Source organism: Streptomyces sp. AK02-01A (assembly GCF_033795305.1).
Lineage (GTDB): Bacteria > Actinomycetota > Actinomycetes > Streptomycetales > Streptomycetaceae > Streptomyces.
Map to the genome: position 1 here is coordinate 1 of NZ_JARBAE010000033.1, position 25,303 is coordinate 25,303.

General features: G+C 69.5%; 24 protein-coding genes, 1 tRNA gene and 1 pseudogene. 17 read left to right on the forward strand and 9 right to left on the reverse strand.

The features are described 5' to 3' along the window. Nucleotides 1-223, reverse strand: a 223-nt coding sequence (locus tag PV679_RS25835) for a hypothetical protein (protein WP_319682790.1), incomplete at its 3' end; no start/stop codon positions are given. On the opposite strand from PV679_RS25835, the gene PV679_RS25840 reads away from it, so the two are divergent. Together PV679_RS25840 and PV679_RS25845 are read left to right on the forward strand one after the other, a co-directional pair. Next, nucleotides 213-434 (forward strand): helix-turn-helix domain-containing protein, encoded by a 222-nt coding sequence (locus tag PV679_RS25840; protein WP_319682791.1) that lies wholly within the window; start codon nucleotides 213-215, stop codon nucleotides 432-434. The two genes, PV679_RS25835 and PV679_RS25840, sit on opposite strands and share 11 nt — an antisense overlap. After that, nucleotides 434-1,641: pseudogene (locus PV679_RS25845) on the forward strand (tyrosine-type recombinase/integrase). The gene PV679_RS25840 and the pseudogene PV679_RS25845 overlap by 1 nt, the downstream one beginning before the upstream one ends. A gap of 264 nt (nucleotides 1,642-1,905) precedes the next feature. On the opposite strand, the gene PV679_RS25850 reads toward PV679_RS25845, so the two are convergent. Further along, nucleotides 1,906-1,976 (reverse strand) — tRNA-Gly (locus PV679_RS25850). A gap of 231 nt (nucleotides 1,977-2,207) precedes the next feature. Here PV679_RS25850 and PV679_RS25855 point away from each other — a divergent pair. From PV679_RS25855 to PV679_RS25865, 3 genes are all read left to right on the forward strand, one after another. Beyond that, a complete protein-coding gene (locus tag PV679_RS25855) occupies nucleotides 2,208-2,399 on the forward strand; it encodes a hypothetical protein (RefSeq protein ID WP_319682792.1) in 192 nt (63 codons plus the stop codon). 253 nt (nucleotides 2,400-2,652) lie between these two features. Further along, nucleotides 2,653-3,228, forward strand: a complete 576-nt coding sequence (gene dcd / locus PV679_RS25860) for a dCTP deaminase (protein WP_319682793.1) — start codon at nucleotides 2,653-2,655, stop codon at nucleotides 3,226-3,228. A gap of 7 nt (nucleotides 3,229-3,235) precedes the next feature. Continuing rightward, a complete protein-coding gene (locus tag PV679_RS25865; RefSeq protein ID WP_319682794.1) occupies nucleotides 3,236-3,733 on the forward strand; it encodes a phosphoribosyltransferase in 498 nt (165 codons plus the stop codon). Between the two features lie 145 nt (nucleotides 3,734-3,878). Here PV679_RS25865 and PV679_RS25870 read toward each other — a convergent pair whose 3' ends face one another. The 4 genes from PV679_RS25870 to PV679_RS25885 form a co-directional block, all read right to left on the reverse strand. Then, complete coding sequence (locus PV679_RS25870; protein ID WP_319682795.1) at nucleotides 3,879-4,817, reverse strand: Yip1 family protein; 939 nt, start codon at nucleotides 4,815-4,817, stop codon at nucleotides 3,879-3,881. Nucleotides 4,818-5,012: 195 nt separating this feature from the next. Continuing rightward, on the reverse strand, nucleotides 5,013-5,951 hold the full coding sequence (locus tag PV679_RS25875) for a VCBS repeat-containing protein (protein ID WP_319682796.1): 939 nt from the start codon (nucleotides 5,949-5,951) through the stop codon (nucleotides 5,013-5,015). 172 nt (nucleotides 5,952-6,123) lie between these two features. Beyond that, complete coding sequence (locus PV679_RS25880; protein WP_319682797.1) at nucleotides 6,124-8,427, reverse strand: (Fe-S)-binding protein; 2,304 nt, start codon at nucleotides 8,425-8,427, stop codon at nucleotides 6,124-6,126. Between the two features lie 85 nt (nucleotides 8,428-8,512). Then, nucleotides 8,513-9,259, reverse strand: coding sequence for a sugar transferase (locus PV679_RS25885; RefSeq protein WP_319682798.1), 747 nt, complete (start codon nucleotides 9,257-9,259; stop codon nucleotides 8,513-8,515). A gap of 263 nt (nucleotides 9,260-9,522) precedes the next feature. Between PV679_RS25885 and dnaK the strand changes: the two genes are divergently transcribed. From dnaK to PV679_RS25905, 4 genes are read left to right on the forward strand one after another with little or no spacing between them, the layout of a single operon-like run. Next, a complete protein-coding gene (gene dnaK, locus PV679_RS25890) occupies nucleotides 9,523-11,370 on the forward strand; it encodes a molecular chaperone DnaK (RefSeq protein ID WP_319682799.1) in 1,848 nt (615 codons plus the stop codon). Then, nucleotides 11,367-12,029 (forward strand): nucleotide exchange factor GrpE, encoded by a 663-nt coding sequence (gene grpE, locus PV679_RS25895; RefSeq protein ID WP_319682800.1) that lies wholly within the window; start codon nucleotides 11,367-11,369, stop codon nucleotides 12,027-12,029. Before dnaK ends, grpE begins: the two co-directional genes overlap by 4 nt. 42 nt (nucleotides 12,030-12,071) lie before the next feature. After that, entirely contained in the window at nucleotides 12,072-13,256 is a 1,185-nt protein-coding gene (dnaJ, locus tag PV679_RS25900) for a molecular chaperone DnaJ (protein WP_319682801.1), read from the forward strand. A 10-nt stretch (nucleotides 13,257-13,266) separates the two neighbouring features. After that, nucleotides 13,267-13,731, forward strand: coding sequence for a heat shock protein transcriptional repressor HspR (locus PV679_RS25905; protein ID WP_319682868.1), 465 nt, complete (start codon nucleotides 13,267-13,269; stop codon nucleotides 13,729-13,731). Nucleotides 13,732-13,871: 140 nt separating this feature from the next. Here PV679_RS25905 and PV679_RS25910 read toward each other — a convergent pair whose 3' ends face one another. Beyond that, a complete protein-coding gene (locus PV679_RS25910) occupies nucleotides 13,872-14,855 on the reverse strand; it encodes a helix-turn-helix transcriptional regulator (RefSeq protein WP_319682802.1) in 984 nt (327 codons plus the stop codon). Nucleotides 14,856-14,984: 129 nt separating this feature from the next. Here PV679_RS25910 and PV679_RS25915 point away from each other — a divergent pair, with 129 nt between their 5' ends. Next, complete coding sequence (locus PV679_RS25915; protein WP_319682803.1) at nucleotides 14,985-15,221, forward strand: hypothetical protein; 237 nt, start codon at nucleotides 14,985-14,987, stop codon at nucleotides 15,219-15,221. Continuing rightward, nucleotides 15,218-15,538, forward strand: coding sequence for a (2Fe-2S)-binding protein (locus PV679_RS25920; protein WP_319682804.1), 321 nt, complete (start codon nucleotides 15,218-15,220; stop codon nucleotides 15,536-15,538). Before PV679_RS25915 ends, PV679_RS25920 begins: the two co-directional genes overlap by 4 nt. A gap of 155 nt (nucleotides 15,539-15,693) precedes the next feature. On the opposite strand, the gene PV679_RS25925 is transcribed toward PV679_RS25920, so the two are convergent. Further along, nucleotides 15,694-16,098, reverse strand: coding sequence for a pyridoxamine 5'-phosphate oxidase family protein (locus PV679_RS25925; protein ID WP_319682805.1), 405 nt, complete (start codon nucleotides 16,096-16,098; stop codon nucleotides 15,694-15,696). A 144-nt stretch (nucleotides 16,099-16,242) separates the two neighbouring features. On the opposite strand from PV679_RS25925, the gene clpB reads away from it, so the two are divergent. Then, a complete protein-coding gene (gene clpB / locus PV679_RS25930) occupies nucleotides 16,243-18,849 on the forward strand; it encodes an ATP-dependent chaperone ClpB (protein WP_319682806.1) in 2,607 nt (868 codons plus the stop codon). Between the two features lie 192 nt (nucleotides 18,850-19,041). Beyond that, on the forward strand, nucleotides 19,042-19,572 hold the full coding sequence (locus PV679_RS25935) for a YbjN domain-containing protein (RefSeq protein WP_319682807.1): 531 nt from the start codon (nucleotides 19,042-19,044) through the stop codon (nucleotides 19,570-19,572). 329 nt (nucleotides 19,573-19,901) lie between these two features. Here the strand turns inward: PV679_RS25935 and PV679_RS25940 are convergent, their stop codons facing one another. Beyond that, nucleotides 19,902-21,125 carry a pyridoxal phosphate-dependent aminotransferase gene (locus tag PV679_RS25940; protein ID WP_416069804.1) on the reverse strand — a complete coding sequence of 408 codons (1,224 nt, stop codon included), beginning with the start codon at nucleotides 21,123-21,125 and terminating at the stop codon, nucleotides 19,902-19,904. A gap of 152 nt (nucleotides 21,126-21,277) precedes the next feature. Between PV679_RS25940 and PV679_RS25945 the strand changes: the two genes are divergently transcribed. From PV679_RS25945 to PV679_RS25960, 4 genes are all read left to right on the forward strand, one after another. Then, a complete protein-coding gene (locus tag PV679_RS25945) occupies nucleotides 21,278-21,604 on the forward strand; it encodes a hypothetical protein (RefSeq protein ID WP_319682809.1) in 327 nt (108 codons plus the stop codon). 302 nt (nucleotides 21,605-21,906) lie between these two features. Beyond that, nucleotides 21,907-22,425, forward strand: coding sequence for a DUF2617 family protein (locus PV679_RS25950; RefSeq protein WP_319682810.1), 519 nt, complete (start codon nucleotides 21,907-21,909; stop codon nucleotides 22,423-22,425). 201 nt (nucleotides 22,426-22,626) lie between these two features. Continuing rightward, a complete protein-coding gene (locus tag PV679_RS25955; protein ID WP_319682811.1) occupies nucleotides 22,627-24,225 on the forward strand; it encodes a polyamine aminopropyltransferase in 1,599 nt (532 codons plus the stop codon). Between the two features lie 93 nt (nucleotides 24,226-24,318). After that, on the forward strand, nucleotides 24,319-25,293 hold the full coding sequence (locus PV679_RS25960; RefSeq protein ID WP_319682812.1) for an SRPBCC domain-containing protein: 975 nt from the start codon (nucleotides 24,319-24,321) through the stop codon (nucleotides 25,291-25,293). The last annotated feature ends 10 nt before the right edge of the window (nucleotides 25,294-25,303 follow it).

Below are 25,303 nucleotides of genomic sequence, written 5' to 3' on the forward strand. Positions count from 1 at the left end.
TGCGCGGCTGGGTGAAGAAGGCCCGGGCCGCCGAGGCCGGGCCGCCCGCGGCGGAGTCGCCGGGGTCGTCGGACGCGGACGCGGCGGAGCTGAAGCGGCCCCGCAGGCAGGCATTGCCGTGCCACGCGCCTGCGAAGAGAGGACCCGCCTTGCCCCGGCCGGCGACACCCCACGCCTCAACGCAGACCCCTCCCTCGGCGACGGCGAAGGAGGTGACACACACCGCTGACCGCCTCCTCACCGTGGAAGAGGCCGCCGAACGCCTCGGCACCGGAGTCCGCTTCGTCCGCCGCCTCGTCTCCGAGCGCCGCATCCGCTACGTGAAGCTCGGCAAACCTGTCCGCATCCCCGAGGCCGTGCTGACCGCCTTCATAGAAGAGCGCACGGTCGAACCCATGGCCCGGAGCCGCTCCCGGTTCGGGAGGGCGGCCTGATGGCGCGCGCACAGAGGAGGGCGCCTCGCAGGAGCTTCGGGGCGGTCCGCAAGTTGCCCTCCGGGCGGTACCAGGCGCGCTATCCCGGGTCGGACGGCGTTCTGCGCGCGGCGCCGGAGACGTACGAGACAAAGCGCGACGCCGAGGTCTTCCTCGCGCAGGTCCAGGCCGACCAGACGCGTGGCGACTGGATGGACCCCACCGCCGGCGAGGTGCTGTTCGGCCAGTACGCCACGCGGCGGATCGACGAGCGCGGTGTCGCGCCCACCACGGAGGAGTTGTACCGCAGGCTGCTGCGGCTGCACCTGGAGCCGACGTTCGGCGAGTTGTACGTGAACGTGATCAGCCCCTCCAAGGTCAGGACCTGGCGCGCGGAGCGGCGGAGGGCCACGGGGGCGACGACGGTCGCCAAGTCGTACCGGCTGCTCAAGGCCATCATGGAGACGGCAGTCGAGGACGACATGATCCGCAAGAACCCGTGCCGGATCCGCGGCGCCGGACGTGAGGAGGCGGACGAGCGCCCGGTCGCCACGGTCGCTCAGGTCTTCGCCCTGGCCGACGTGATCGGACTGCGCTGGCGCCTGATGGTGCTGCTTGGCGCCTTCGCCTCGATGCGCCCGGAGGAACTGGCCGAGCTGCGACGCGGTGACGTCGACCTGGATGCTGGATCGGTGTGGGTACGGCGTGCCGCGCCCGAGTTGAACACCGGCCGCCGCGTCGTCGGTGACCCCAAGTCCCGCGCGGGGAGGCGGGAGATCGTGCTGCCGGCCTTCGTGCACGTCGACGTGCGGCAGCACCTGGACCGGTTTGCCCAGCCCGGCCCGGAGGGGCTGGTGTTCATCGGCGAGAAGGGGGCGGCGCTGCGCGGCACCACCTTCGGCCGCAAGTGGCGCAAGGGCGCGACACCGTCGGCCTGCCGGAGCAATTCCGCTTCTACGACCTGCGGCACACCGGCAACACTCTGGCGGCTGACACCGGCGCCAAGTTGAAGGACCTCATGGTCCGCGCGGGCCAGTCCTCCGAAAGGGCGCAGCTGATCTACCAACACTCCACCAAGGAGCACCAGCGCAAGCTCGCCGCAGATATCGACACGGATGTACGCCGTCAGCGTGTGAGGGCGGTGGAAGGCGTCGGCGAGGGTGCCACCGTCCATCCGCTCGTTCCGCGCCCGCGTGACGTCGATGGGCTCGTCTCGCGGGAGGCGTGACGCGGTGCTGAGCGCCGGACCAGTGCTCCGCTGGTCCGGCGCTACACGTCCGCACACATGCACGAGCCAGCCGTCGTGTGGCGCAGGTCACTCGGAAGGTATCTCGCGATCTGGGACGCCCCGACGTGAATTCGTCGCGCGAGGGCTTGCGAGCCTCAATTCGGTGCGCTACTCGGTCCCTTATGGCGCGCGAATGGCACGAAGTGGCGGAATGGTCTAGACAACAAGAAAGGCCCGGGTCTTTGACCTGGGCCTTCACGAAAGAGCGGGTGACGAGAATCGAACTCGCGCTCTGAGCTTGGGAAGCTCATGTTCTACCATTAAACTACACCCGCGCGGCGCGCCAGTGAGCGGCATCGCGTCGCCGTCACTGTACCTCATCGTGCACCCCGGGCGTATTGCGGCGCCGGGGCCTTTCCGCTGTCCCGGGGCGCCCTCGGGAGGTGGATGTGGGTGCGGGCGGCGGGAGTTGAGGCGTAGGCTCGCGGGGCGGAGTGCCGCTTGGAGCCGTGTCCCGTTCATCCCCTAGTGTTGCGTTCGTCCGCGTTTGTTGGGGAAGGGACTTGATGGGCTTGATGGAGCGCACTGTCGTCCGATGTGCCGCAGGGCATGTGTTCAGTACCGCGATGTTCCCGATGCAGCAGCTCGACACCGGGCGGATCGGGCCCGGGCGGCTGATCCGGTGTCCGCGTTGTACGCGGCTGCGGCATGCCGTGCCGGTGGAGCCGGCCGAGCTGGTGAGGTTGGAGCAGCGCTGACCTGTGGGGCGTGTCGCGGACGTGGCGCCGTCCGGCCGGAAGGCGGAGGCCTCCGGCGTCCGGTGCGTTGATCGTCGGGCGGAGGACCGTCCGCCTTGATGGACCGGACGTGCTCGGGTGACTCCGACCATGCGGCTCGTGTGCGTGCCGGGCGTCGTGGGCCAGGTGCGACTTTCGCGACACGCCCCAGTCGGCCGAAGCGCGCGGGACTGCCCGATTGGGGCGGCTCGCGCGCTCTGCGTATCCTCGGGATGTGCTTCTCTCAGACAAGGACATCCGGGCCGAGCTCGATTCCGGACGCGTACGTGTCGACCCGTATGAAGAATCGATGGTGCAGCCCTCCAGCATCGATGTGCGGCTCGACCGGTTTTTCCGGGTGTTCGAGAACCACCGGTATCCACACATCGATCCCGCCGTCGAGCAGGCCGATCTGACGCGGACGGTCGAGCCGGAAGGCGATGACGCGTTCATCCTTCACCCCGGCGAATTCGTGCTGGCGTCGACGTACGAGGTCATCTCGCTGCCCGACGACATCGCCTCCCGGCTGGAAGGCAAGTCCAGTCTTGGTCGTCTCGGGCTGGTGACTCATTCGACCGCCGGCTTTATCGATCCCGGATTCTCCGGGCATGTCACGCTCGAACTGTCGAATCTCGCGACCCTGCCCATAAAACTCTGGCCCGGGATGAAGATCGGGCAGCTCTGTCTTTTCCGGCTCAGCTCGCCGGCGGAGTTCCCCTACGGATCCGAGCGGTACGGTTCGCGCTATCAGGGGCAGCGGGGGCCCACGGCTTCCCGGTCCTATCTCAACTTCCACCGGACGCAGGTGTGATGGCGGTATGACGGGTACGCGGGAGAATCTGACGTACGAGAAGTTCGGCCGGGCCGTCCGCGAACTGGCGCAGACCATCGCGGACGACGGATTCGAGCCCGATGTCATCCTCAGCATCGCGCGCGGCGGTGTATTTGTCTCCGGCGGGCTGGCGTACGCCCTGGACTGCAAGAATATCCATTTGGTCAATGTGGAGTTCTACACCGGCGTCGGCACCACCCTGGCCATGCCGGTCATGCTGGCGCCGGTGCCCAACGCCATCGACTTCTCCAATAAAAAGGTGCTCATCGCGGACGATGTCGCCGACACCGGCAGGACGCTGAAGCTGGTGCACGACTTCTGCGTCGACGAGGTCGCCGAGGTGCGCAGCGCGGTGATTTACGAGAAGTCGCAGTCCTTGGTCAAGTGCGACTACGTCTGGAAGCGCACGGAAGAGTGGATCAACTTCCCGTGGAGCGTGGAGCAGCCCGTCGTACGGCGCGGTAGATGCGTTCGCGACGTGTAGCCGCGGCGCTGGGAACGGTCGCCTGCGCGGAGCGAGCGTGCGCGGCAGCGAGTAAGCGGGATGGGCGTCATAGGTGAATACGTGAGAAGGCCCCCTGCCGGAGGCCCTCTCGTCGCCGTGCGTTCTTGCCGGTCCTGACGAAGCCCTAGATCGTGCCCAGCTTGATCAGCGACAGCAGCGCGATGAGCTGGATCGCCGACGCGCCGAGCGCCTTCGGCCACGGCAGGTCGTGCGACTTGCTCACCATGACGGTGAAGAGCGCGCCGGCCGCGATCCAGGTCACCCAGCCGAGGACCTGGACCAGGGAGTTCTGGCCGCCCAGGAAGAGGGCGAAGATCAGCCGCGGTGTGTCCGAGATCGACATGATCAGCATGGCGAGGCCGACGGTCGGCTGCCAGGCGCCGTCGCCGCCGAGCTGACGGGCCAGTGTGTGGGTCACCGCGCCCAGGATCAGACTGCCGAGGACAAAGGCGACGGCCGTCATCAGAGCGGCCGGGATGGCCGTCGAGAGCGTCGCGTTGATCGCGTCCTCGCGGGCCGTGTCGAAGCCGAAGAGCGCCAGCAGGCCATAGAGGAACATCACGATCAGGGCGGGGCCCCAGACCGGATAGTCACGCATCCGCAGGAAGGTGTCGCCGGGCCGCAGGACCACGCCGGTCAGCAGGTCCTTCCAGCTCAGCCGAGGGCCCACCGGGACCGGCGGAGCCGAGGCCGCGCCGGCGTGGTAGGTGGCGCCGTCGCCGTACGCTTCCTCGTCGATCCTGAACGCCTGCGTGTGACCGGGGTTGTTGGCGTACGGGTCGGCGCCGTGGCCCTGCTGAGGCTGCTGGTACGGGTCGCCGAAGTACTCCGGCTCGCCGTGCTGCCCGCCGCCGTGCTGCCCGGTGTGTCCGCCCGGTGCGCCGTGCCCGCCGTACTGTCCGGTGCCCGCCGGAGGCCACTGCTGCTGCCCGTACGGAGGCGCGGGCCGCTGCCCGCCCCCGTAACCCGGAGGCGGCGCCTGCCGCGGTGGTTGCTGCCGCTGCCGCTGCGGTTGTTGCGGGGTGCGGTTGTCCCCGCCGCGTCCAATCCTGAATCCAGCCACGCGATCGAACGTACCCGGTCCTGACGAGTGCGGCGGCGGAGGGAGGGAACAGGCCCGCCTTTGCGGCCGAGCTGTGACATCTCCGGGACTGTGCGCGGCGATTGGTGACAATCCCGTCCGGAGGGCCGTGACCTGCGGATGCCTGGCGCGTGATCGGCTCGGCGTGCGGCCGGGCGGCGCGGGAGGGCAGGGAAGTCATCCGACAAAGACGGATGTACTGAAGGTGATCACCGGCCGGTCGCCGGCGACGCCGGCCTCGTACAGCGCGATGAGGTCCGCCTCCTCGCCGCGGTGCGTACGGGTCACCAGGTCCGGGCGGCCGTCTCCGTTGAAATCGGCGGACCGGAGCAGTTCGGTGACGGTGGAGCCGGAGCCGGTCCCGCTACCGGCCTCGGCCGCGGCTCCGCGTGGCAGCAGTGGCGCGGGCGGCAGCCGTACGCTCGCGCCGACCGTGAGGCCGCCGTCGCCGCCGTCGCCGCCGTCGCCGCCGTCACCGCCTTCGAAGCAGCGGCAGACGGGCCGGCCGGGCCACTCGCCGCCGAAGCGCGCTCCGGCCGGCCTCCGCGGGACGACCGCCTGGCCGGTCAGGCCGGCGGGACCGCCGAAGAGGATCCGGCGGGAGCCGAGCGGCCACTGGTCCCTGGCGTACGGCCGCTCCGTGGCGATGATCAGATCGCCGAAGCCGTCCTGGTCGACGTCACAGGCGGCCTCGGCTTCGAAAGCCGTCGGCGCCCTGCCGTCGGCCTCGGCGCCCCACGCGGTCGTGCTGAGGGTCTGGCGTACGGCCGGGTCGAGACCGCGAGCGGCTGCCGTGCCGTACACGATTCCGATGCCCGCGTCCTCGCCGTGCCGGTCGCCGGGAGCCCTGACGAGATCGTTGAGTACGAGGTCGCGGTGGCCGTCGCCGTTGAAGTCGTCCGGGATCCGGCTGCCTTCGCCGCGCGGGACCGGACGGTGCGGGGCGCCGGCCCTGCCGGAGCGCGGCGCGGTGTCGCCGTTCTTGGCCTTCGCGGCTTCCTGGTCCAGGCCGGCGGCGGGACCGGCGGAGGTGGCACCGGTGGCGGCGGTGCAGCCCGTCAGCAGCAGTGCCGTACAGGAAAGGAAACAGGCGAGGACACGGACGCTCGCTGTCACCGTGATTCACCCCATCGAGCCGTGATCAACCCCATCGAGCCGTGGCTGACCCCAACGAGCCGTGCTGACCCCATCGATACGGCTCGGCCGACACGTGCGCCGGCCGGACCCGCCCCCGAGGCGGATCCGGCCGCGCCGGCGTCGTCCGGCCGACGCCGCCTTTCGCGTGTGGTTACTTCACCGGCTCGGGCTCCGGGTCCGGTGTGCTCTCCCGCTCCTCCGGCCCTGTCGGATCGGCCGGTGTGCGCACCGAGTCGAGCAGGAGCTGCGCCACATCCACGACCTGGAGGGACTCCTTCGCCTGGCCCTCGCTCTTCTTGCCGTTGACCGAGTCGGACAGCATGACCAGGCAGAACGGGCAGGCCGTCGAGACGATGTCCGGGTTCAGCGAAAGAGCCTCGTCGACGCGCTCGTTGTTGACGCGCTTGCCGATCCGCTCCTCCATCCACATCCGCGCGCCGCCCGCGCCACAGCAGAAGCCGCGCTCCTTGTGGCGGTGCATCTCCTCGTTCCGCAGGCCGGGCACCTTCGCGATGATGTCGCGCGGCGGTGTGTAGACCTTGTTGTGACGGCCCAGGTAGCAGGGGTCGTGGTACGTGATCAGTCCCTCGACCGGCGTCACCGGGACCAGCTTGCCGTCGTCGACGAGGTGCTGGAGCAACTGGGTGTGGTGGATGACCTCGAACTCGCCGCCGAGCTGCGGGTACTCGTTCGCGATCGTGTTGAAGCAGTGCGGGCAGGTCGCGACGATCTTCTTTTTGGCCTTGGCCTTCTTGGTCGAGTCGTCGTCCTCGTCCTCGCCGAAGGCCATGTTCAGCATCGCGACGTTCTCCTGGCCGAGCTGCTGGAACAGCGGCTCGTTGCCCAGGCGGCGGGCCGAGTCGCCCGTGCACTTCTCGTCGCCGCCCATGATCGCGAACTTGACGCCCGCGATGTGCAGCAGCTCCGCGAAGGCCTTCGTGGTCTTCTTGGCCCGGTCCTCCAGCGCACCGGCGCAGCCGACCCAGTAGAGGTAGTCGACCTCGGAGAGATCCTCGATGTCCCGGCCGACGACCGGCACCTCGAATTCGACCTCCTTCGTCCACTCCAGGCGCTGCTTCTTGGCCAGGCCCCAGGGGTTGCCCTTCTTCTCCAGGTTCTTGAGCATCGTCCCGGCCTCGCTCGGGAAGGAGCTCTCGATCATCACCTGGTAGCGGCGCATGTCGACGATGTGGTCGATGTGCTCGATGTCGACCGGGCACTGCTCCACACACGCGCCGCAGGTGGTGCAGGACCAGAGCACGTCCGGGTCGATGACGCCGCCGAGTCCGCCAGGTCCGTCCTCCAGCGTTCCGATCAGCGGGCGTTCGGCCTCGGCGAGGGCCGCCGCGGGCACGCCCGCGAGCTGTTCCTCGGTGCCTTTCTCCTCGCCCTCCGCCGTCTTGCCGCCGCCGGCCAGCAGATACGGCGCCTTGGCGTGCGCGTGGTCACGCAGCGACATGATCAGCAGCTTCGGAGAGAGCGGTTTGCCGGTGTTCCAGGCGGGACACTGCGACTGGCAGCGGCCGCACTCCGTACAGGTGGAGAAGTCGAGCAGGCCCTTCCAGGAGAAGTGTTCGATCTGGGAGACGCCGAAGACGGCTTCCTCGCCGTCCTCGTCGTCGAACACCGTCTCGAAGTCGATCTCCTTGCCGCCGCTGGTCATCGGCTGGAGGGCTCCGAGCGCCGTGCCGCCGTCGGCCTCGCGCTTGAACCAGATGTTCGGGAAGGCGAGGAAGCGGTGCCAGGCGATCCCCATGTCGGTCTTGAGCGCGACCGTGATCATCCAGATGAAGGAGGTCGCGATCTTGATCATCGCGATCAGGTAGACCAGGTTCTGGAGAGTGGGAAGGCTGAGCCCCTTGAACGCCGCGACCAGCGGATACGAGACCAGATACGCGGCCTGGTAGGAGTCGGCGTGGTGCAGCGCGCCCTCCAGCCCGCGGAGCAGCAGGATGGCCACGCCGATGATCAGGATGACGGCTTCGACGAAGTACGCCTGGCCGAAGTTGGAGCCCGCGAAGCGCGACTTGCGGCCGGCCCTGCTGGGAAGCGAGAGCTGCCGGATGACGATCAGGGTCAGGATGCCGAGCGTCGTCAGCAGGCCGATCAGCTCGACGAAGACCTCGTACGGCGTCCAGTCGCCGATGACCGGCAGCAGCCAGTCGGCCTGGAAGAGCTGCCCGAACGCGTTGACCAGCGTCAGTACGAGAGTGAAGAAGCCGACCGCGACGAACCAGTGCGCGACGCCGACGACGCCCCAGCGGTTCATCCGCGTGTGGCCGAGGAACTCCTTGGCGACGGTCAGGGTGCGCCGGCCCGGTTCGTCGGTGCGCGAGCCCGCGGGGACGGCCTGGCCGAGCTTCACGAAGCGGTAGATCTGCGCGACGGCTCGGCCGAACAGCGCGACGCCGACGACGCCGAGTACCAGCGACACGATGATCGCGGCGAGTTGCATGTGGGGCTCCTCGGGCCTGCGAGGGTGGGAATTCCGCCAGTCTTACTAAGCGGTAACTTAATCAGTCCGTGCTGAGGTTACCCACTTATCTCGCCGCAATGTAGCGGCGGGACCGGTGATCTGTGTCGCTCAGGGGACCCTGTCCGCGCCGGTCGGAGGAGCCGGCGCGTGGCCGGACGAGTGCGAGCGCGTTCGGCCGGCTGTACAGCCGAGCGTACGGCCGGGTGCGCGGCCAGGCGTCCGGACGGACGCCCGAGGCGGCGCGCGCGTGGGCGCGTGCGATGAGCAGCGCGGGCAGCGTGCGGGCGAGAATCGCCAGATCGAGGCCGATCCAGTGGTGTTCGACGTAGTGCTGGTCGAGCAGTGTCGCCTCGTCCCACGGCAGCCGTGAGTGCCGTCGTACCTGCGCGAGGCCGGTCAGGCCCGGCCGTACCAGCCCGCGCCAGGGCGCCGCCGACCCGGGAGAGCCGATCTTCAGTGGCGCGGGCCCGACCAGCGACAGCCGGCCGCGTACGACCAGCGGCAGCCGCGAGAGCAGGTCGAGCCGGAACCGGCGGGTGCGCAGCGTCCGGAGGATGAAAGGGTGGCCTTTCAGCCCGGTGCGGTAGTCGCGTACGAAGACACCGCCGGGCGGCCGGGACATCGCCAGGGCGAGCGTGGCGGCGATGAGTGCCGGCGCGGCCAGAACGAGCAGGACCGAGCCGAGCGTCAGATCCAGCAGGCGCTTGGGCTCCGGGCGGAGCCGCGAGCGGTACTGCGTGCGCCACGGCGCGGGCCAGTCCGAGTGCCGCGTCCCGGACCGGGTCTGGTGCCGCTGTGTGCGTCGTCGCATGCCATACCTGACCGTTCTGTGTTGTCTGTTACGTTCGATAGGGATTTGTGACTTTCAAGGCTTTTGTCGCAGAACGATCGCACGACGGAAAGGTGTGGCCGGGGCAAGGCGCCTCCGTCCGGCACGTTCCATCCGTACGGCGGCTCCTCGGGCGTAAGGCGTCCGCACGATAGTTGAGCCCCCTCGACTCAGGTCCTTTGACACTCTGGGATCTGTGATGCATCCTTGAGCCTGTTCCACTCAAGTCAGTTGGAGGAATCGAAATGGCACGTGCGGTCGGCATCGACCTGGGCACGACTAACTCCGTCGTCAGCGTTCTCGAAGGCGGCGAGCCCACCGTCATCACCAACGCAGAGGGCGCCAGGACCACGCCGTCCGTCGTCGCCTTCGCCAAGAACGGCGAGGTGCTCGTCGGCGAGGTCGCGAAGCGCCAGGCGGTTACGAACGTCGACAGGACCATCCGGTCGGTCAAGCGCCACATGGGCACCGACTGGAAGATCAACCTGGACGGCAAGGACTTCAACCCGCAGCAGATCTCGGCCTTCGTGCTGCAGAAGCTGAAGCGGGACGCCGAGGCGTACCTGGGTGAGAAGGTCACCGACGCGGTGATCACCGTCCCCGCGTACTTCAATGACTCGGAGCGCCAGGCGACGAAGGAGGCCGGCGAGATCGCGGGCCTCAACGTGCTGCGTATCGTCAACGAGCCGACGGCGGCCGCGCTGGCCTACGGCCTCGACAAGGACGACCAGACGATCCTGGTCTTCGACCTCGGTGGCGGCACCTTCGACGTCTCGCTGCTGGAGATCGGTGACGGCGTCGTCGAGGTGAAGGCCACCAACGGTGACAACCACCTCGGTGGTGACGACTGGGACCAGCGTCTCGTCGACTTCCTGGTGAAGCAGTTCGCCAACGGCCACGGTGTGGACCTGTCCAAGGACAAGATGGCTCTCCAGCGTCTCCGCGAGGCCGCGGAGAAGGCGAAGATCGAGCTGTCGTCGTCCAGCGAGACCACGATCAACCTGCCCTACATCACGGCTTCCGCCGAGGGCCCGCTGCACCTGGACGAGAAGGTCACCCGGTCGCAGTTCCAGCAGCTCACCGCGGACCTGCTCGACCGCTGCAAGACGCCGTTCCACAACGTCATCAAGGACGCGGGCATCCAGCTCTCCGAGATCGACCACGTGGTGCTCGTCGGCGGTTCGACGCGTATGCCCGCCGTCGCGGAGCTCGTCAAGGAGCTGACCGGCGGCCGTGACGCCAACAAGGGCGTCAACCCGGACGAGGTCGTCGCCATCGGCGCCGCGCTCCAGGCCGGTGTGCTGAAGGGTGAGGTCAAGGACGTCCTGCTCCTCGACGTGACCCCGCTGTCCCTCGGTATCGAGACCAAGGGCGGCATCATGACCAAGCTCATCGAGCGCAACACGACGATTCCGACGAAGCGCTCGGAGATCTTCACGACGGCCGAGGACAACCAGCCGTCGGTGCAGATCCAGGTCTACCAGGGCGAGCGCGAGATCGCCGCGTACAACAAGAAGCTCGGCATGTTCGAGCTGACCGGTCTGCCGCCCGCCCCGCGCGGTGTGCCGCAGATCGAGGTCGCCTTCGACATCGACGCCAACGGCATCATGCACGTGGCCGCGAAGGACCTCGGCACCGGCAAGGAGCAGAAGATGACCGTCACCGGTGGCTCCTCGCTGCCGCGGGACGAGGTCAACCGGATGCGTGAAGAGGCCGAGCAGTACGCGGACGAGGACCACCGCCGCCGCGAGGCCGCGGAGACCCGCAACCAGGCCGAGCAGCTCGTGTACCAGACGGAGAAGTTCCTGAAGGACAACGAGGACAAGGTCCCGGGCGACGTCAAGACCGAGGTCGAGGCGTCCATCGCCGAGCTGAAGGAGAAGCTCAAGGGCGAGGACACCGCCGAGATCCGTACGTCGACGGAGAAGGTCGCGGCCGTCTCGCAGAAGCTCGGCCAGGCGATGTACGCCAACGCGCAGGCCGAAGGCGCCACCGCCGGTGGCGCGGCGCCCGGTGCCGGACAGGGCCAGGCCGACGACGATGTCGTCGACGCCGAGATCGTCGACGACGAGAAGAAGGACGGTGCCGCGTGACGGAGGAGACCCCGGGCTTCGAGGAGAAGCCCGACGTCCCCTCAGGCGCCGGCCCCGAAGACGCCACGCCGAAGCCCGCCGAGTCTGCCTCCGCCAAGGAGCCGGGCTCGGCGGCCCCGGCCGGGGACGTACAGCAAGTAGCACTGACGGCACAACTGGACCAGGTCCGTACGGCGCTCAACGAGCGCACCGCGGATCTCCAGCGGCTCCAGGCCGAGTACCAGAACTACCGCCGGCGGGTGGAGCGGGACCGGGTGACGGTCAAGGAGATCGCTGTCGCGAGTCTGCTGACCGAGCTGCTGCCGGTGCTCGACGACATCGGCCGGGCGAGGGAACACGACGAACTGGTCGGCGGCTTCAAGTCGGTGGCCGAATCGCTGGAGACGGTGGCCGCGAAGATGGGCCTCCAGCAGTTCGGCAAGGAGGGCGAGCCCTTCGACCCGACGATCCACGAGGCCCTGATGCACTCGTACGCGCCGGACGTCAAGGAGACGACGTGCGTCGCGATCCTTCAGCCGGGGTACCGGTTCGGCGAGCGCACGATCAGGCCCGCTCGCGTCGCGGTGGCCGAGCCCCAGCCCGGGGCCCAGCCCAAGACCGCGGACGAGCAGGCCGACTCGGCGGCTGACAGGGAGAGCGGTGGCCCGGACGAGGGCTGACGCGGTGCACGGCGGTGAAGGCGGAGAGGAGGGACGTCGGGAATGAGCACGAAGGACTTCGTGGAGAAGGACTACTACAAGGTTCTCGGCGTCCCCAAGGACGCCACCGAGGCCGAGATCAAGAAGGCGTACCGGAAGCTCGCCCGCGAGTTCCACCCGGACGCCAACAAGGGCGATGCCAAGGCCGAGGAGCGCTTCAAGGAGATCTCCGAGGCCAATGACGTGCTCGGAGACACCAAGCGGCGCAAGGAGTACGACGAGGCGCGCGCCCTCTTCGGCAACGGCGGATTCAGGCCGGGGCCGGGCGCGGGCGGCGGCGGTTCGTTCAACTTCGACCTGGGCGACCTCTTCGGCGGCGCCCCGGGCGGTGCGCAGCAGGGCCAGGGCGGCGGTTTCGGCGGCGGGCTCGGCGATGTCTTCGGCGGCCTCTTCAACCGGGGCGGCGCCGGGACGCGTACGCAGCCGCGCCGCGGCCAGGACATCGAGTCCGAGGTGACGCTCAGCTTCACCGAGGCGGTCGACGGGGCCACGGTTCCGCTGCGGATGTCCAGCCAGGCGCCCTGCAAGGCGTGTTCCGGTACCGGCGACAAGAACGGCACTCCGCGGGTCTGCCCGACCTGTGTGGGCACCGGTCAGGTGTCGCGCGGCAGCGGCGGCGGCTTCTCGCTCACCGACCCGTGCGTGGACTGCAAGGGCCGTGGGCTGATCGCTCAGGATCCCTGCGAGGTCTGCAAGGGCAGCGGGCGCGCCAAGTCGTCGCGGACCATGCAGGTCCGTATCCCGGCCGGCGTCAGCGACGGCCAGCGGATCCGGCTGCGCGGCAAGGGCGCTCCCGGTGAGCGCGGCGGTCCGGCGGGCGATCTGTATGTGGTCGTCCATGTCGGCTCCCATCCGGTCTTCGGCCGGCGGGACGACAACCTCACCGTCACCGTGCCCGTCACCTTCGCGGAGGCGGCGCTCGGCGGCGAGGTGAAGGTGCCGACGCTGGGCGGGCCGCCGGTCACGCTGAAACTGCCACCCGGGACACCCAACGGCCGTACGATGCGTGCCCGGGGCAAGGGTGCCGTGCGCAAGGACGGCACTCGCGGGGACCTGCTGGTCACCGTCGAGGTCGCCGTTCCCAAGGATCTCGGCGCGTCCGCCAGGGACGCGCTTGAGGCCTACCGGAAGGCGACCGCGGACGAGGACCCGCGGGAGGAGCTGTTCCAGGCCGCGAAGGGAGCATGACCCGATGGACATGGACGGGCGGCGTCGGCAGTCCTCGTCGTTCAACAGGGCGTACCAACTGACCGAGGAGACGCCGGTGTACGTCATCTCGGTGGCGGCCCAGCTCTCGGGTCTGCATCCGCAGACCCTCAGACAGTACGACCGTCTCGGTCTGGTCTCCCCGGACCGTACGGCGGGCCGCGGCCGCCGCTACTCGGCGCGTGACATCGAACTGCTCCGCCAGGTGCAGCAGTTGTCGCAGGACGAGGGCATAAACCTGGCCGGCATCAAGCGGATCATCGAACTGGAGAACCAGGTCGCGGCGCTCCAGGACCGGGTCGCCGAGCTGTCGGCGGCGGTGGAGGGCGCGGCGGTGGCGATGCAGCAGCGCGAGGCGCAGGTGCACGCCTCGTACCGGCGGGATCTGGTGCCGTATCAGGATGTGCAGCAGACGAGCGCGCTGGTGGTGTGGCGGCCCAAGCGGCCGGCGGACTGAGGCCGCCTTACGACACGCGTGTCTCGTGTGGTCTTACGCGAAAGGCCTCCACCGGCTCGGTGGGGGCCTTTCGCGTGTCCGGCGTCCTTCTCCGGCTCCGCCGTCTCTTCCGGGGCTCCTCGGCGTGGCGAGGAGGGTTCTCAGCCGTCCTGCTCCAGGATCCCCGACTGCGCGATGAGAAATCCGAGCTGGGCGCGGCTGCCGCTGCCGAGGGCGCTGGCGAGCTTGGCGATGTGCGCGCGGCAGGTGCGTACGTTCATCCCGAGCCGGCGGGCGATGGCCTCGTCGACATATCCCTCGACGAGCAGCTTCGCGATGGTCCGCTGGACGCCCGTGATCCCTTCCGGGTCCGGCGCGTACGAGATGGCCTCGACGAGCGGCGTGGCGCGCCGCCAGAGCTGTTCGAAGACCTTGGTCAGATACTCGACCAGGCCCGGATGGCGCAGCTCCAGCGCTACCTTCCGGTCGTCACGCGCCGGTATGAAGGCGACCGTCCTGTCGCAGATGATCAGGCGCTCTATGAGCTCCTCCAGGGTGCGGATCTCCACCTTGGCGCCCGCCATGTGTTCCACGTAGGCGAATGTGCCCTGGTTGTGCCGGACCGTGTGCTGGTACAGCGTCCGCACGCTTATCCCGCGGTCTATCAGCGGCTTGCTGCGCGTGAGCGCCTGGCTGAGCACATGCTCGCTGCGGCCGCCGCCGGGCTGCACGGTGAGCACCTCCGTCCGGCTCTCCGAGATGGCGACGTCCAGAGCCGCGTTGATGCGGTTGAAACCTTCCAGCACGGTAATGGCGTGAATCGTCGGCGGAGCCTGCGCGCTGATGGCCATGAACGGTTCGAAGGATTCGGCCAGTTCCACCGAGAGTTCGCGCCGCTCCTGGATCTCCCGCTCGATGGGGTGTAGGCGTTGTGCGAGCGCCGCGGTGGGCGGAACAGGGCGCAGCCAGTCCGGGTCGTCCGGGTCCGGGTGCAGAAGTGCGAAGTCGATGAGGCAGGGAGCCGGTTCGACCTCGCGGCGGCTGATGCGTCCGGAGCGCAGGGCGTTGCCGTAAAGCCTCGTCCCATCGGCGCATAGTTCGGTGAGAGGGTGCCGATGTGTCTCACTTGAGTAGATCGTGGTCATATGCCCACCCCCCAGGTTCCTGTACGTACAGGAACATGATGCATCCACCCTGTGGTGCCGACGTGTCCGGATAAGACATCGTCGACGTGGCGGGGGAGAAGAAACTATCAAGTGAGGACGAAGCCGACTATGCGTACGAAAATGCTTCGCTCGGTGCTTGCCGCCGCTTTTGTCGCCATGACAGCACTCGGTGCAGCGCTGGTCGCCGGAGATGTCGGCTGGGACGCGGCGGCTTCCCATGTGAGTGCCGGCGCGTACCACACGGACGGAAACCCGGACGTCGGCTGGGACACGGCCAGGACGGTCAACCCGACCGGAGGGGTGGACGTCGGCTGGGACAGCTCGCCGGTTGGCGAAGAGGCATGACCGTCCCGCCGGACGATCGGGTCTTCCGGCGGGAGATGGCCACGGCCTACCGGTCGGGGTGGCACTTCATCGACCTCGTCACCGCGATTCCCCGTCGTGGCGACTCGGTGATGGTCACTCTGTTCGGAGAGCCGATCGTCGTCGTGCGCGAGGAGGACGAGGACGTCCGTGCCTACCGCTGCCTTCGGAGGCCGCGGGGGGCTCCGCAGCCGGTCCGGTGTGTCATCCGATACGACATGATCTTCGTCAATCTCGACCAGCGTGACCACCAGCTGGTCGAACCAAAAACCATCATCGCCACCCCCCGCAGTGCCTGAGCGATTCCCCCGTCGCTCAAAGTCGCTCAGGCACTTCCCCCACACAACGGCGCCATCGTGGACCTGAAACACGATGGCGCCGTTGTGCTGTCCGTATTCAGCCGCGGAACGGTCGGCCGTGGAGCGCTCAGCCGTAGGCGGTCGGCTGTGGGCGGTCAGTCGCGGCCGAGCGCCCGGTCCACGGCGATCTCGATGAGGACCCGGTCCGGATTGGGCGCGGGCGTGCGCTCGTAGCGCTCCGCGTAGCGGCTCACCGCGTCCGCGACCAGCTCCGGTTCCGTGCGTACCGTGGCGCGGCCCTCCAGCGTCGACCACCGGCGCCGGTGCGTCTGGCACACCGCGACCCGCGCTCCCTCCGTGCCCGCCGCCAGGATGTTGGCGACCTTGGTGCTGTGCTTGTTGGTGATGACCCGTGCGAGCCCGGCCTCCGGGTCGTAGGTCACACCCACCGGGACCACATGCGGACTGCCGTCCGGACGCAGCGTGGTCAGGGTGCACAGGTGGTGCTCGCGCCAGAACGCGAGAAACTCGGGGCTGGGATTGTGTACGTCAGGGGCCATGCCGGAAGCGTAGGTCGCGGGCGGCCGTGAGACGCGCGGACACCGACCGGGCCTGTCCCGCTTCAGGCTTGAGTGGAATAGACTCAACTTTGTGCAGGTTCGAAGAAGCAGAGTTGAGTTCCGCGCAAGGAGGAGAGAGCGCACGTGGACGCCGAGCTGACCAACAAGAGCCGGGATGCGATCAACGCCGCCACCAGCCGTGCCGTGGCGGGCGGGCATCCCGATCTGACCCCCGCACATCTGCTGCTCGCGCTGCTCGAAGGCCAGGACAACGAGAACATCACCGACCTGCTGTCGGCCGTCGAGGCGGACCAGGCCGCGGTACGGTCAGGAGCGGAGCGGCTGCTGGCCGCGCTGCCCAGCGTGACCGGCTCCACCGTCGCGCCTCCGCAGCCCAACCGCGAGCTGCTGGCCGTCATCGCCGACGCCGCTCGGCAGGCCAAGGAGCTGGGCGACGACTACCTTTCCACGGAGCATCTGCTCATCGGCGTCGCCGCCAAGGGCGGTCAGGCCGGAGAGGTGCTGGAGGCGCGGGGTGCCGGTGCCAAGAGGCTGCTGGACGCGTTCGAGAAGGCAAGGGGAGGGCGCCGGGTGACCACACCCGACCCGGAGGGCCAGTACAAGGCCCTGGAGAAGTTCGGTACCGATTTCACCGCCGCGGCCCGCGAGGGCAGGCTCGACCCGGTCATCGGCCGGGACCAGGAGATCCGGCGCGTGGTGCAGGTGCTGTCACGACGTACGAAGAACAACCCGGTGCTCATCGGTGAGCCCGGCGTCGGCAAGACCGCCGTGGTGGAGGGACTCGCGCAGCGCATCGTCAAGGGCGATGTGCCCGAGTCGCTCAAGAACAAGCGCCTGGTCTCGCTGGATCTCGGCGCGATGGTCGCCGGAGCCAAGTACCGCGGCGAGTTCGAGGAGCGCCTCAAGACCGTCCTCTCCGAGATCAAGGCGAGCGACGGACAGATCATCACCTTCATCGACGAGCTGCACACCGTCGTCGGCGCGGGCGCCGGCGGCGACTCCGCCATGGACGCCGGCAATATGCTCAAGCCGATGCTGGCCCGCGGCGAGCTGCGCATGGTCGGCGCGACCACGCTGGACGAGTACCGCGAGCGGATCGAGAAGGACGCGGCCCTGGAGCGGCGCTTCCAGCAGGTGCTGGTCGCCGAGCCGAACGTCGAGGACACGATCGCGATCCTGCGCGGACTGAAGGGCCGCTACGAGGCCCACCACAAGGTGCAGATCGCCGACGCGGCCCTGGTCGCCGCCGCCACCCTCTCCGACCGCTACATCACCTCCCGCTTCCTGCCCGACAAGGCCATCGACCTGGTCGACGAGGCCGCGTCCCGGCTCCGTATGGAGATCGACTCCTCGCCGGTGGAGATCGACGAACTCCAGCGCTCGGTCGACCGGCTCCGGATGGAGGAGCTGGCCCTCAAGAACGAGTCCGACCCGGCCTCCAAGCAGCGGCTGGAGAAGCTGCGCCGCGACCTCGCCGACCGCGACGAGGAGCTGCGTGGCCTCAACGCCCGCTGGGAGAAGGAGAAGCGTGGCCTCAACCGCGTCGGTGAGCTGAAGGAACGGCTGGACGAGCTGCGCGGCCAGGCCGAGCGCGCCCAGCGCGACGGCGACTTCGACACCGCCTCCAAGCTGCTCTACGGAGAGATCCCGGGACTGGAGCGCGAGCTGGAGGAGGCCGCCGAGGCCGAGCAGGAGGCCGCCAGGGAGCCCACCGACAAGCTGGTCAAGGAAGAGGTCGGCCCGGACGACATCGCCGATGTCGTCGGCTCCTGGACCGGAATCCCGGCCGGCCGGCTGCTGGAGGGCGAGACGCAGAAGCTGCTGCGCATGGAGCAGGAGCTGGGCAGGCGGCTGATCGGCCAGAGCGAGGCGGTACGGGCCGTGTCCGACGCGGTGCGCCGTACCCGCGCCGGAATCGCCGACCCCGACCGGCCCACCGGGTCCTTCCTCTTCCTCGGCCCCACCGGTGTCGGCAAGACCGAGCTGGCCAAGGCCCTCGCGGACTTCCTCTTCGACGACGAGCGGGCCATGGTCCGCATCGACATGAGCGAGTACGGCGAGAAGCACTCCGTGGCGCGGCTCGTCGGCGCTCCTCCCGGCTATGTCGGCTACGAGGAGGGCGGTCAGCTCACGGAGGCCGTCCGGCGCCGCCCGTACAGCGTGGTGCTGCTGGACGAGGTGGAGAAGGCCCATCCCGAGGTCTTCGACATCCTGCTCCAGGTCCTCGACGACGGGCGCCTCACCGACGGCCAGGGCCGGACGGTGGACTTCCGCAACACCATCCTCGTCCTCACGTCCAACCTCGGCAGCCAGTATCTGGTGGAGCCGCTGACGAGCGAGGAGGAGAAGAAGCAGCAGGTCCTGGAGGTCGTACGGGCCTCGTTCAAGCCGGAGTTCCTCAACCGGCTGGACGATCTGGTGGTCTTCTCCGCACTGTCGAGGGCCGAACTGGCGCACATCGCCAAGCTCCAGATCGACCGGCTCGGCAAGCGGCTGGCCGAACGCCGGCTCACGCTGGAGGTCACTCCGGCCGCGCTGGAGTGGCTGGCCGACGAGGGCAACGACCCGGCCTACGGCGCGCGCCCGCTGCGCCGCCTCGTCCAGACCGCGATCGGAGACCAGCTCGCCAAGGAGATCCTGGCGGGCGAGGTCACCGACGGGGACACGGTCCGGGTGGACCGGTTCGAGGACGGACTGATCGTCGGCGCGGCGGCCGGCAAGACGCTGTAGGGCGGCGCTGTCCCGGCGGGCCCGTCACCTTCCCGGGTGGCGGGCCTTCCCGCGTGACGGGCCCGTGGCGTACCGGGCCTCGGTGCCTCCCGCCGATCGTGTCAGCTCGCAGCGGATCGGGGCGGGCCGGGCTTGCCATGCCCCGGCTGCCATGGGAGAGGATGGCAGGAACCGTACGAAGGGAAATACACGGTGAGCATCGACCCGTCCTCGATTCCGAATTTCGGGGGCCAGCCCCAACCGCAGGGTGCAGGACCGGCGGGCCCCGTCGTCCCTGACCAGGATCTGGTCAAGCAGCTCCTCGAACAGATGGAGCTGAAGTACGTCGTCGACGACGAGGGTGACCTCGCGGCGCCGTGGGAGGAATTCCGTACGTACTTCATGTTCCGCGGCGACGAGGACCAGCAGGTCTTCTCGGTACGGACGTTCTACGACCGGCCGCACCCCGTCACGGACAAGTCCAAGATCCTCGACGCGATCGACGACTGGAACCGCCGGACGCTGTGGCCCAAGGTCTACACGCACATCCACGAGGAGGGCGACGGTCCTCCCACCGTCCGGCTCATCGGCGAGGCGCAGATGCTGATCGGCATGGGCGTCAGCCTGGAGCACTTCGTGTCGTCGACGGTGAGCTGGGTGCGCGCGTCGATCGAGTTCGACAAGTGGCTCGTGGAGCAGCTCGACCTGGAGACGGCGGAGGAGAAGCCGGAAGACGAGCTCTGAGCCGGCCCTCCTGGGCCGCCGAGGCGCCCACGGCGCCGGCGCCGGAGGACAGGGCCTGAGCACGCGGCCTCGCCGCACGAGAGCCCGGCCGGACCGTGATCACCACGATCACGGCCCCGGCCGGGCTCTGCCGTAGGTGCTGTCGCGGGCCCGGGTCTCGTGGGCCGGGCGGGCGCTTGCGTCAGGACGTCCCGCGCTCGCGGAGGGCGAAGCGAAGGCGCCACGGCATCCGAAGGACACCGAGTAGGTGGGTGGCGATGTGGCTGCTCGGACAGGGCCGGTCTCGTCCGGGCGGCCACATCGCACGCGCGGCGGCGTCGCGCGGTGGTTCAGAGCGCGAGCTGCTTGAGGCGGGTTACCGCCTCTTCCAAAACGCCCTTCCGCTTGCAGAAGGCGAAGCGTACGAAGGGCGCGCCCTCCTCGCGATGGTCGTAGAACACGGCGTTGGGGACGGCGACGACACCGCACCGGTCCGGCAGCGACCGGCAGAACGCGAAGCCGTCGCTCTCTCCGAGCGGGCGGATGTCGGTGGTCACGAAGTAGGTGCCGGCCGGCCGGTAGACCTCGAAGCCGGCCGCCGTCAGGCCCGCGGAGAGCAGATCGCGCTTGGCCAGGAGATCGGCACGCAGATCGTCGAAATAGCGGTCGGGCAGGCGCAGGGCCTCGGCGATCGCGTACTGGAACGGTCCGGACGCCACATAGGTCAGGAACTGCTTGGCCGACCGCACCGCGCCCACCAGCTCGGGCGTCCCGGTCACCCAGCCCACCTTCCAGCCCGTGAAGGAAAAGGTCTTGCCCGCGGAGCTGATCGTCAAGGTCCGCTCGCGCATTCCGGCGAGCTCCGCGATCGGACGGTGCTCGCCCTCGAAGACCAGATGCTCGTACACCTCGTCGGTCACGACCAGCAGATCGCGCTCGACGGCGAGCTCCGCGACGGCCGCCAGCTCCTCACGGCCGAGGACGGTGCCGGTCGGGTTGTGCGGGGTGTTGAGCAGGATCATCCGGGTGCGGTCGGTGACGGCGTCCCGCAGCTCGTCCAGGTCCAGGTGGTAGGCGCCGTCGCGCGGGCGCAGAGTGACGGGGACACGGATGCCGCCCGCCATTCCGATGCAGGCGGCGTACGAGTCGTAGTACGGCTCCAGCGCGATCACCTCGTCGCCGGGCCCGACCAGGGCGAGCAGCGCGGCGGCGATCGCCTCGGTCGCGCCCGCTGTGACGAGGACCTCGGTGTCGGGGTCGTACGCCAGGCCGTACCGCTTGAGCTGGTGCTCGGTGATCGCGGTGCGCAGCTCGGGGATGCCGGGGCCGGGCGGGTACTGGTTGCCGCGGCCGTCGCGCAGGGCACGGACCGCGGCCTCTCTGATCTCCTCGGGCCCGTCGGTGTCGGGGAAGCCCTGGCCGAGATTGATCGCTCCTGTCCGTACGGCCAGAGCCGACATCTCCGCGAAGATCGTGGTTCCGCCCAGCCATTCCTTGCGGCTCCGCCGCGAGGGTGCGAGGCGGCGGTCGGGCGGTGGCTGTGGTCCCGGTTCGCGTGAGGTCATAACAGCCATCCTGGGCGGAACCTCTGGAGTTGCTCAAGTCAGCTTTGGGTTCAGGAGGGCGAGGGGACATCCCAGTCACGTAGGAAGCCGGTCAGATGCGAGGCCGGCCACGCGAAGGCGCGGGGGCCTCGTTTCGGGGGAACTGAGGGACGGTGAGGACGATGACAATTCTGGGACTGGTGGTCGTACTGGTCGCGGTGGTGTTCATCGGGATCGTGGCGAGGCTGGGTACCAAGGACAGCTCGCGCAGTCGGCGCCGTACGACGGCCAGGAGCCGTACGACGTCGCTGAAGAAGAGGGGTGCGAAGCGGCGTAACGAGGGGAGCTGGTGGGCCCGTGGCGCCGGTGCCTCGAACGGCGGGACCAACTACTCCTGTGGTGACGGGCACTCGTCCTGCGCCGGCAACAGCTCGTCCTGCGGAGGCGGTTCCTCCAGCGGTGGCGGCTCGTCGTGCGGTGGCGGCGGCGGATGTGGCGGAAGCAGCTGACACGGGATGACGGCCGATGGTGCCCGGTGGGAGACGAACTCCCGCCGGGCATCGCTGTGTTGATCTTCTCCTCCGCTTTCTGTTGAACAGTTGAACCGTGGAGCCCCCGCGGGGATGGAAACCCAGCCAAGTTGGGTAAAATCGCTGTGAGCGTCCGGTAGTTCATGATTGCCTCGCTGTTGAGAGCTTCCAGCCCTCGGACCGCAATCGGAACCGAGCAGGCGACCTCCCCCACAAGCGCCCTCATTCACGGTCCGGGAGATCCCCGGTCCATCAGTCAAGCGTGTTTGCGGAGCCGACCCATGCTCACCACCCTCAATACCGCCTATTCCGACACCCGTGCCGCCGATCTCGCCTGGGCGCTGGGCCGGGAGCCGCTTCCGGCCCTGGCCGTCCTCGATCTCGACCTCACGGGCGCCGGTCTTCAACTGAGACTGCTCGGCGCTTCCCACCAGGTCCTTCTGGAGGAGGACCGTGGTACCTGTTCCGAGACGGTCGCCTGTATGCCCGGCAGCAGTACGCCGCTGCCGCTCGGCGTCTCGAAGCGGATCGGCGACTGGGAGTACGAATTCGCCGCGCGGGTCGAGACGCTCTCGCGCGGCTCGTTCGCCGGGCGCGCCCAGGAACTGCTCGCGCTGGTGGCGGACCATCCGAACGGGCTGGCGGGCACCTTCCCGGGCTCTCCGTACGCCTTCACCGCGATGCTCGCGCAGAGCGACGGTGACCAGGTGCGCTGGCGCACCTGGCACGCGTATCCGCAGGAGGGCCGGCTCGTCGTGACCCGGACGCGGGTCGGGGCCCGGGTGCCCGCGGCGCTGTAGGCACGCGTGAGGAGTCCCGCCCGGTGCGCGACGCCCGGCACGCACGCACGCACGCATGCACGCGCGCTCGCGGCAGCGTTGGCGTCGGCAGCGGCGGAGCCATGGGAAGCCGGCGAACGAGCGGCGCCGCTTCTAAACCCGCACCAGTTACACCCGTGTGGGTGACAAACCGCTCCGTCGCGGCGACGTAGCGTGGCCGTCATGATCGAGCAGCACGTGTCCACGCCGCCCCAGGGCGAGACGCGACTGCCCGTGCGTCCGGACGCGGGTCGTTTTCTGATCCTCGCCGTGGTGTTCGTCTGCGCCGCCTGCGGACTGGTGTACGAGCTGGAGCTGGTCGCGCTCGCCTCGTATCTGATCGGGGACTCCGTCACCCAGGCGTCCGTCGTCCTCTCGGTGATGGTCTTCGCGATGGGCCTCGGCTCGCTGCTCGCCAAGCGGCTGCGCTGCCGGGCCGCGGTCGGGTTCGGCCTGCTGGAGGCGGCGCTGGCGCTGCTGGGCGGCTCTTCCGCGCTGGTGCTGTACGCGAGCTTCGCGTGGCTGGGCGAGTCCCGGTACGCCCTGGTCGGCTTCTCGCTGGGCATCGGCGTCCTCATCGGCGCCGAGATCCCGCTGCTGATGACGCTGATCCAGCGAGTCTCCCGGCAGGACGCCGGCGGGACCGTCGCCGATCTGTTCGCCGCCGACTATGTCGGCGCGCTCGTCGGCGGGCTCGCCTTCCCGTTCCTGCTGCTGCCGTGGCTCGGACAGCTCACGGGAGCGCTGTTGACGGGCGCGGTGAACGCGGTGGCGGGCGCGGTGCTGGTGCTGTGGGTCTTCGGCCGTGATCTGACACCGCCCGCGCGCCGGCTGCTGGTGACCGTCAATGTCGTCGTACTGGCCCTGCTGGCCACCGCGGCGGTCCAGGTGGACGACTTCGAGCGGGCGGCGCGGCACGCGGTGTACGGGGAACGCGTGCGGGTCGCCGTACATACGGATGTCCAGGAAGTCGTCCTGACGGGCGGGCGGTCCGGACCGCCGGATCTCTATCTGGACGGACGGCTGCGGGTCAGCGGACGCGACGAGTACCGCTATCACGAGGCGCTGGTCCATCCGGCGATGCGCGGACCGCACCGACGGGTGCTGATTCTGGGCGGAGGCGACGGGCTGGCGGCGCGGGAGGTCCTGCGGTACGAGGACGTCCGCTCGGTCACCGTGGTCGAGCTGGACCCGGGTGTGGTCCGGCTGGCCCGTACGGACCCGGCGCTGGCGGCGCTGAACGGCCACGCGTACCGCGATCCACGGCTGCGGGCGGTGTACGCGGACGCGTTCACCTGGCTGCGGGAGGAGCGCCACCAGACGTATGACGTCGTCATCTCGGATCTGCCGAACCCCGGGATCACGCCCAGCATGAAGCTGTACTCCGAGGAGTTCTACGGCCTCGCCGCGCGGGTCCTCGCGGACGGCGGACGGCTGGCCGTGCACGCGGGATCGCCCTCGGCCCAGCCGCGCGTGTACTGGACGGTCGACGCGACCCTGCGCGCGGCCGGATTCAGCACCAGTCCGTATCGCGCGACGGGACGGCCGTCCCGCTTCGCCGCGGGACCCGACCGGGTGAAGGACGGCAGGCCGGCCGCGAGCGACTGGGGATTCGAGCTGGCGGAGCTCGGAGCCACGCCGGGTCTCGGCCTCGCTGCGGACGCGCCTGCGCTGCGCTCTCTCGCCGGATCCGCGCTGGCGGCGGGCGCGCGGGGCGCGGAGCGGACACGGATGCCCGGTCTGCCGCCGTCGACACTGGTGCATCCCCGGTACGCCCACTGACACGGGTGCGTCCGAGGGGTCCTGGGCCGACGAGCTGTGCCGGTTTCACGCAGGAGGCGCCCCGGCGGCCCGGTCTGAGTAGGCTCGACTTCCATGGAGCATGAGGTGTTCGTTCCGGTTTCGGCAGAGACTCTCCGGCAGACGCTGCGGGACCCTGGCCGGGTCGCCCGCTGCGTCCCGGGACTACAACAGGACGCGGAGGAGACGGCGGGCCCGCTCTCCGGCCGCCTCAGAATCCGTATCGGTGGCCATACGATCACCTACCGAGGTGCCCTGGCGCTCACCGAACAGGACGGTGTCTTCACCGCCGAGGGCGAGGGCACGGAGGTCCGTGGCACGGGCTCCGTCAAGCTGACGCTCGCGGTGCGGCTGACGGAGACGGCGGACGGCACGACGCTCGTGTTCACGGGCGGAGCGCGCGCGGAAGGCCGACTGGCGGAACTCCCCGCTCAGCCGACAAGGGCCGCCGCGCACCGCCTGATGGACCGCTTCGTCGCGCGCCTGAGCGAGGAGGCCGCCGCGCCGGAGTCCTCGGCGGAGCCCGGCCTTCCGTCGTCCGCGGACACCGCCGCCGACCCGCTGCCGGACACCGGCCGGGACGGAGCCACCGCCGAGCCCGCGGACGCGGCCGGCCCGGTGGAGGCATTCGACGGCCCGGCCTCCGGTGAACTCGCCGCCGACGAGCGCGGTGCCGATGAACGCGGCCCTGATGAGGCGGGCCCCGACGCCTCCGACGACCCGGACGAGTTCGACGCCTCCGACGATCCTGACGAGCCCGTGTTCGATGTCGATATGCCGGCGGCTCCTCTCGACGGCGAGACCGCCTCCGGCGAAGGCGATTTCCTCATCCCCGAAGAGCCGCCCGCCGAGGCCGCGCATGCCCGGCGCACCATGATCGGCCGCAGCGCCGAGGAGGTCGATCACGCGCCACCGCGTGGACGGTACGCGCCCGTGCCGCCGCCCGAGGCGGCCGGCGCGGGAGTCACACTCCGCTGGGTCGCTCCCGCCGCCGCGCTCGCACTCGCCTCCGCCGTGGTGGTCGGGCGCGCACTGCGGCGCCGCAAGTAGTGTCGGAGTC

Excerpts from the sequence above, each read along its gene's own strand:
- PV679_RS25855 (WP_319682792.1), top strand. The coding sequence starts at position 2,208 with ATGGGCTTGATGGAGCGCACTGTCGTCCGATGTGCCGCAGGGCATGTG.
- PV679_RS25865 (WP_319682794.1), top strand. The coding sequence starts at position 3,236 with ATGACGGGTACGCGGGAGAATCTGACGTACGAGAAGTTCGGCCGGGCC.
- PV679_RS25880 (WP_319682797.1), bottom strand. The coding sequence starts at position 8,427 with ATGCAACTCGCCGCGATCATCGTGTCGCTGGTACTCGGCGTCGTCGGC.
- PV679_RS25885 (WP_319682798.1), bottom strand. The coding sequence starts at position 9,259 with ATGCGACGACGCACACAGCGGCACCAGACCCGGTCCGGGACGCGGCAC.
- dnaK (WP_319682799.1), top strand. The coding sequence starts at position 9,523 with ATGGCACGTGCGGTCGGCATCGACCTGGGCACGACTAACTCCGTCGTC.
- dnaJ (WP_319682801.1), top strand. The coding sequence starts at position 12,072 with ATGAGCACGAAGGACTTCGTGGAGAAGGACTACTACAAGGTTCTCGGC.
- PV679_RS25905 (WP_319682868.1), top strand. The coding sequence starts at position 13,267 with ATGGACGGGCGGCGTCGGCAGTCCTCGTCGTTCAACAGGGCGTACCAA.
- PV679_RS25910 (WP_319682802.1), bottom strand. The coding sequence starts at position 14,855 with ATGACCACGATCTACTCAAGTGAGACACATCGGCACCCTCTCACCGAA.
- PV679_RS25915 (WP_319682803.1), top strand. The coding sequence starts at position 14,985 with ATGCGTACGAAAATGCTTCGCTCGGTGCTTGCCGCCGCTTTTGTCGCC.
- PV679_RS25920 (WP_319682804.1), top strand. The coding sequence starts at position 15,218 with ATGACCGTCCCGCCGGACGATCGGGTCTTCCGGCGGGAGATGGCCACG.
- PV679_RS25925 (WP_319682805.1), bottom strand. The coding sequence starts at position 16,098 with ATGGCCCCTGACGTACACAATCCCAGCCCCGAGTTTCTCGCGTTCTGG.
- PV679_RS25940 (WP_416069804.1), bottom strand. The coding sequence starts at position 21,125 with ATGGCTGTTATGACCTCACGCGAACCGGGACCACAGCCACCGCCCGAC.
- PV679_RS25945 (WP_319682809.1), top strand. The coding sequence starts at position 21,278 with ATGACAATTCTGGGACTGGTGGTCGTACTGGTCGCGGTGGTGTTCATC.
- PV679_RS25950 (WP_319682810.1), top strand. The coding sequence starts at position 21,907 with ATGCTCACCACCCTCAATACCGCCTATTCCGACACCCGTGCCGCCGAT.
- PV679_RS25955 (WP_319682811.1), top strand. The coding sequence starts at position 22,627 with ATGATCGAGCAGCACGTGTCCACGCCGCCCCAGGGCGAGACGCGACTG.
- PV679_RS25960 (WP_319682812.1), top strand. The coding sequence starts at position 24,319 with ATGGAGCATGAGGTGTTCGTTCCGGTTTCGGCAGAGACTCTCCGGCAG.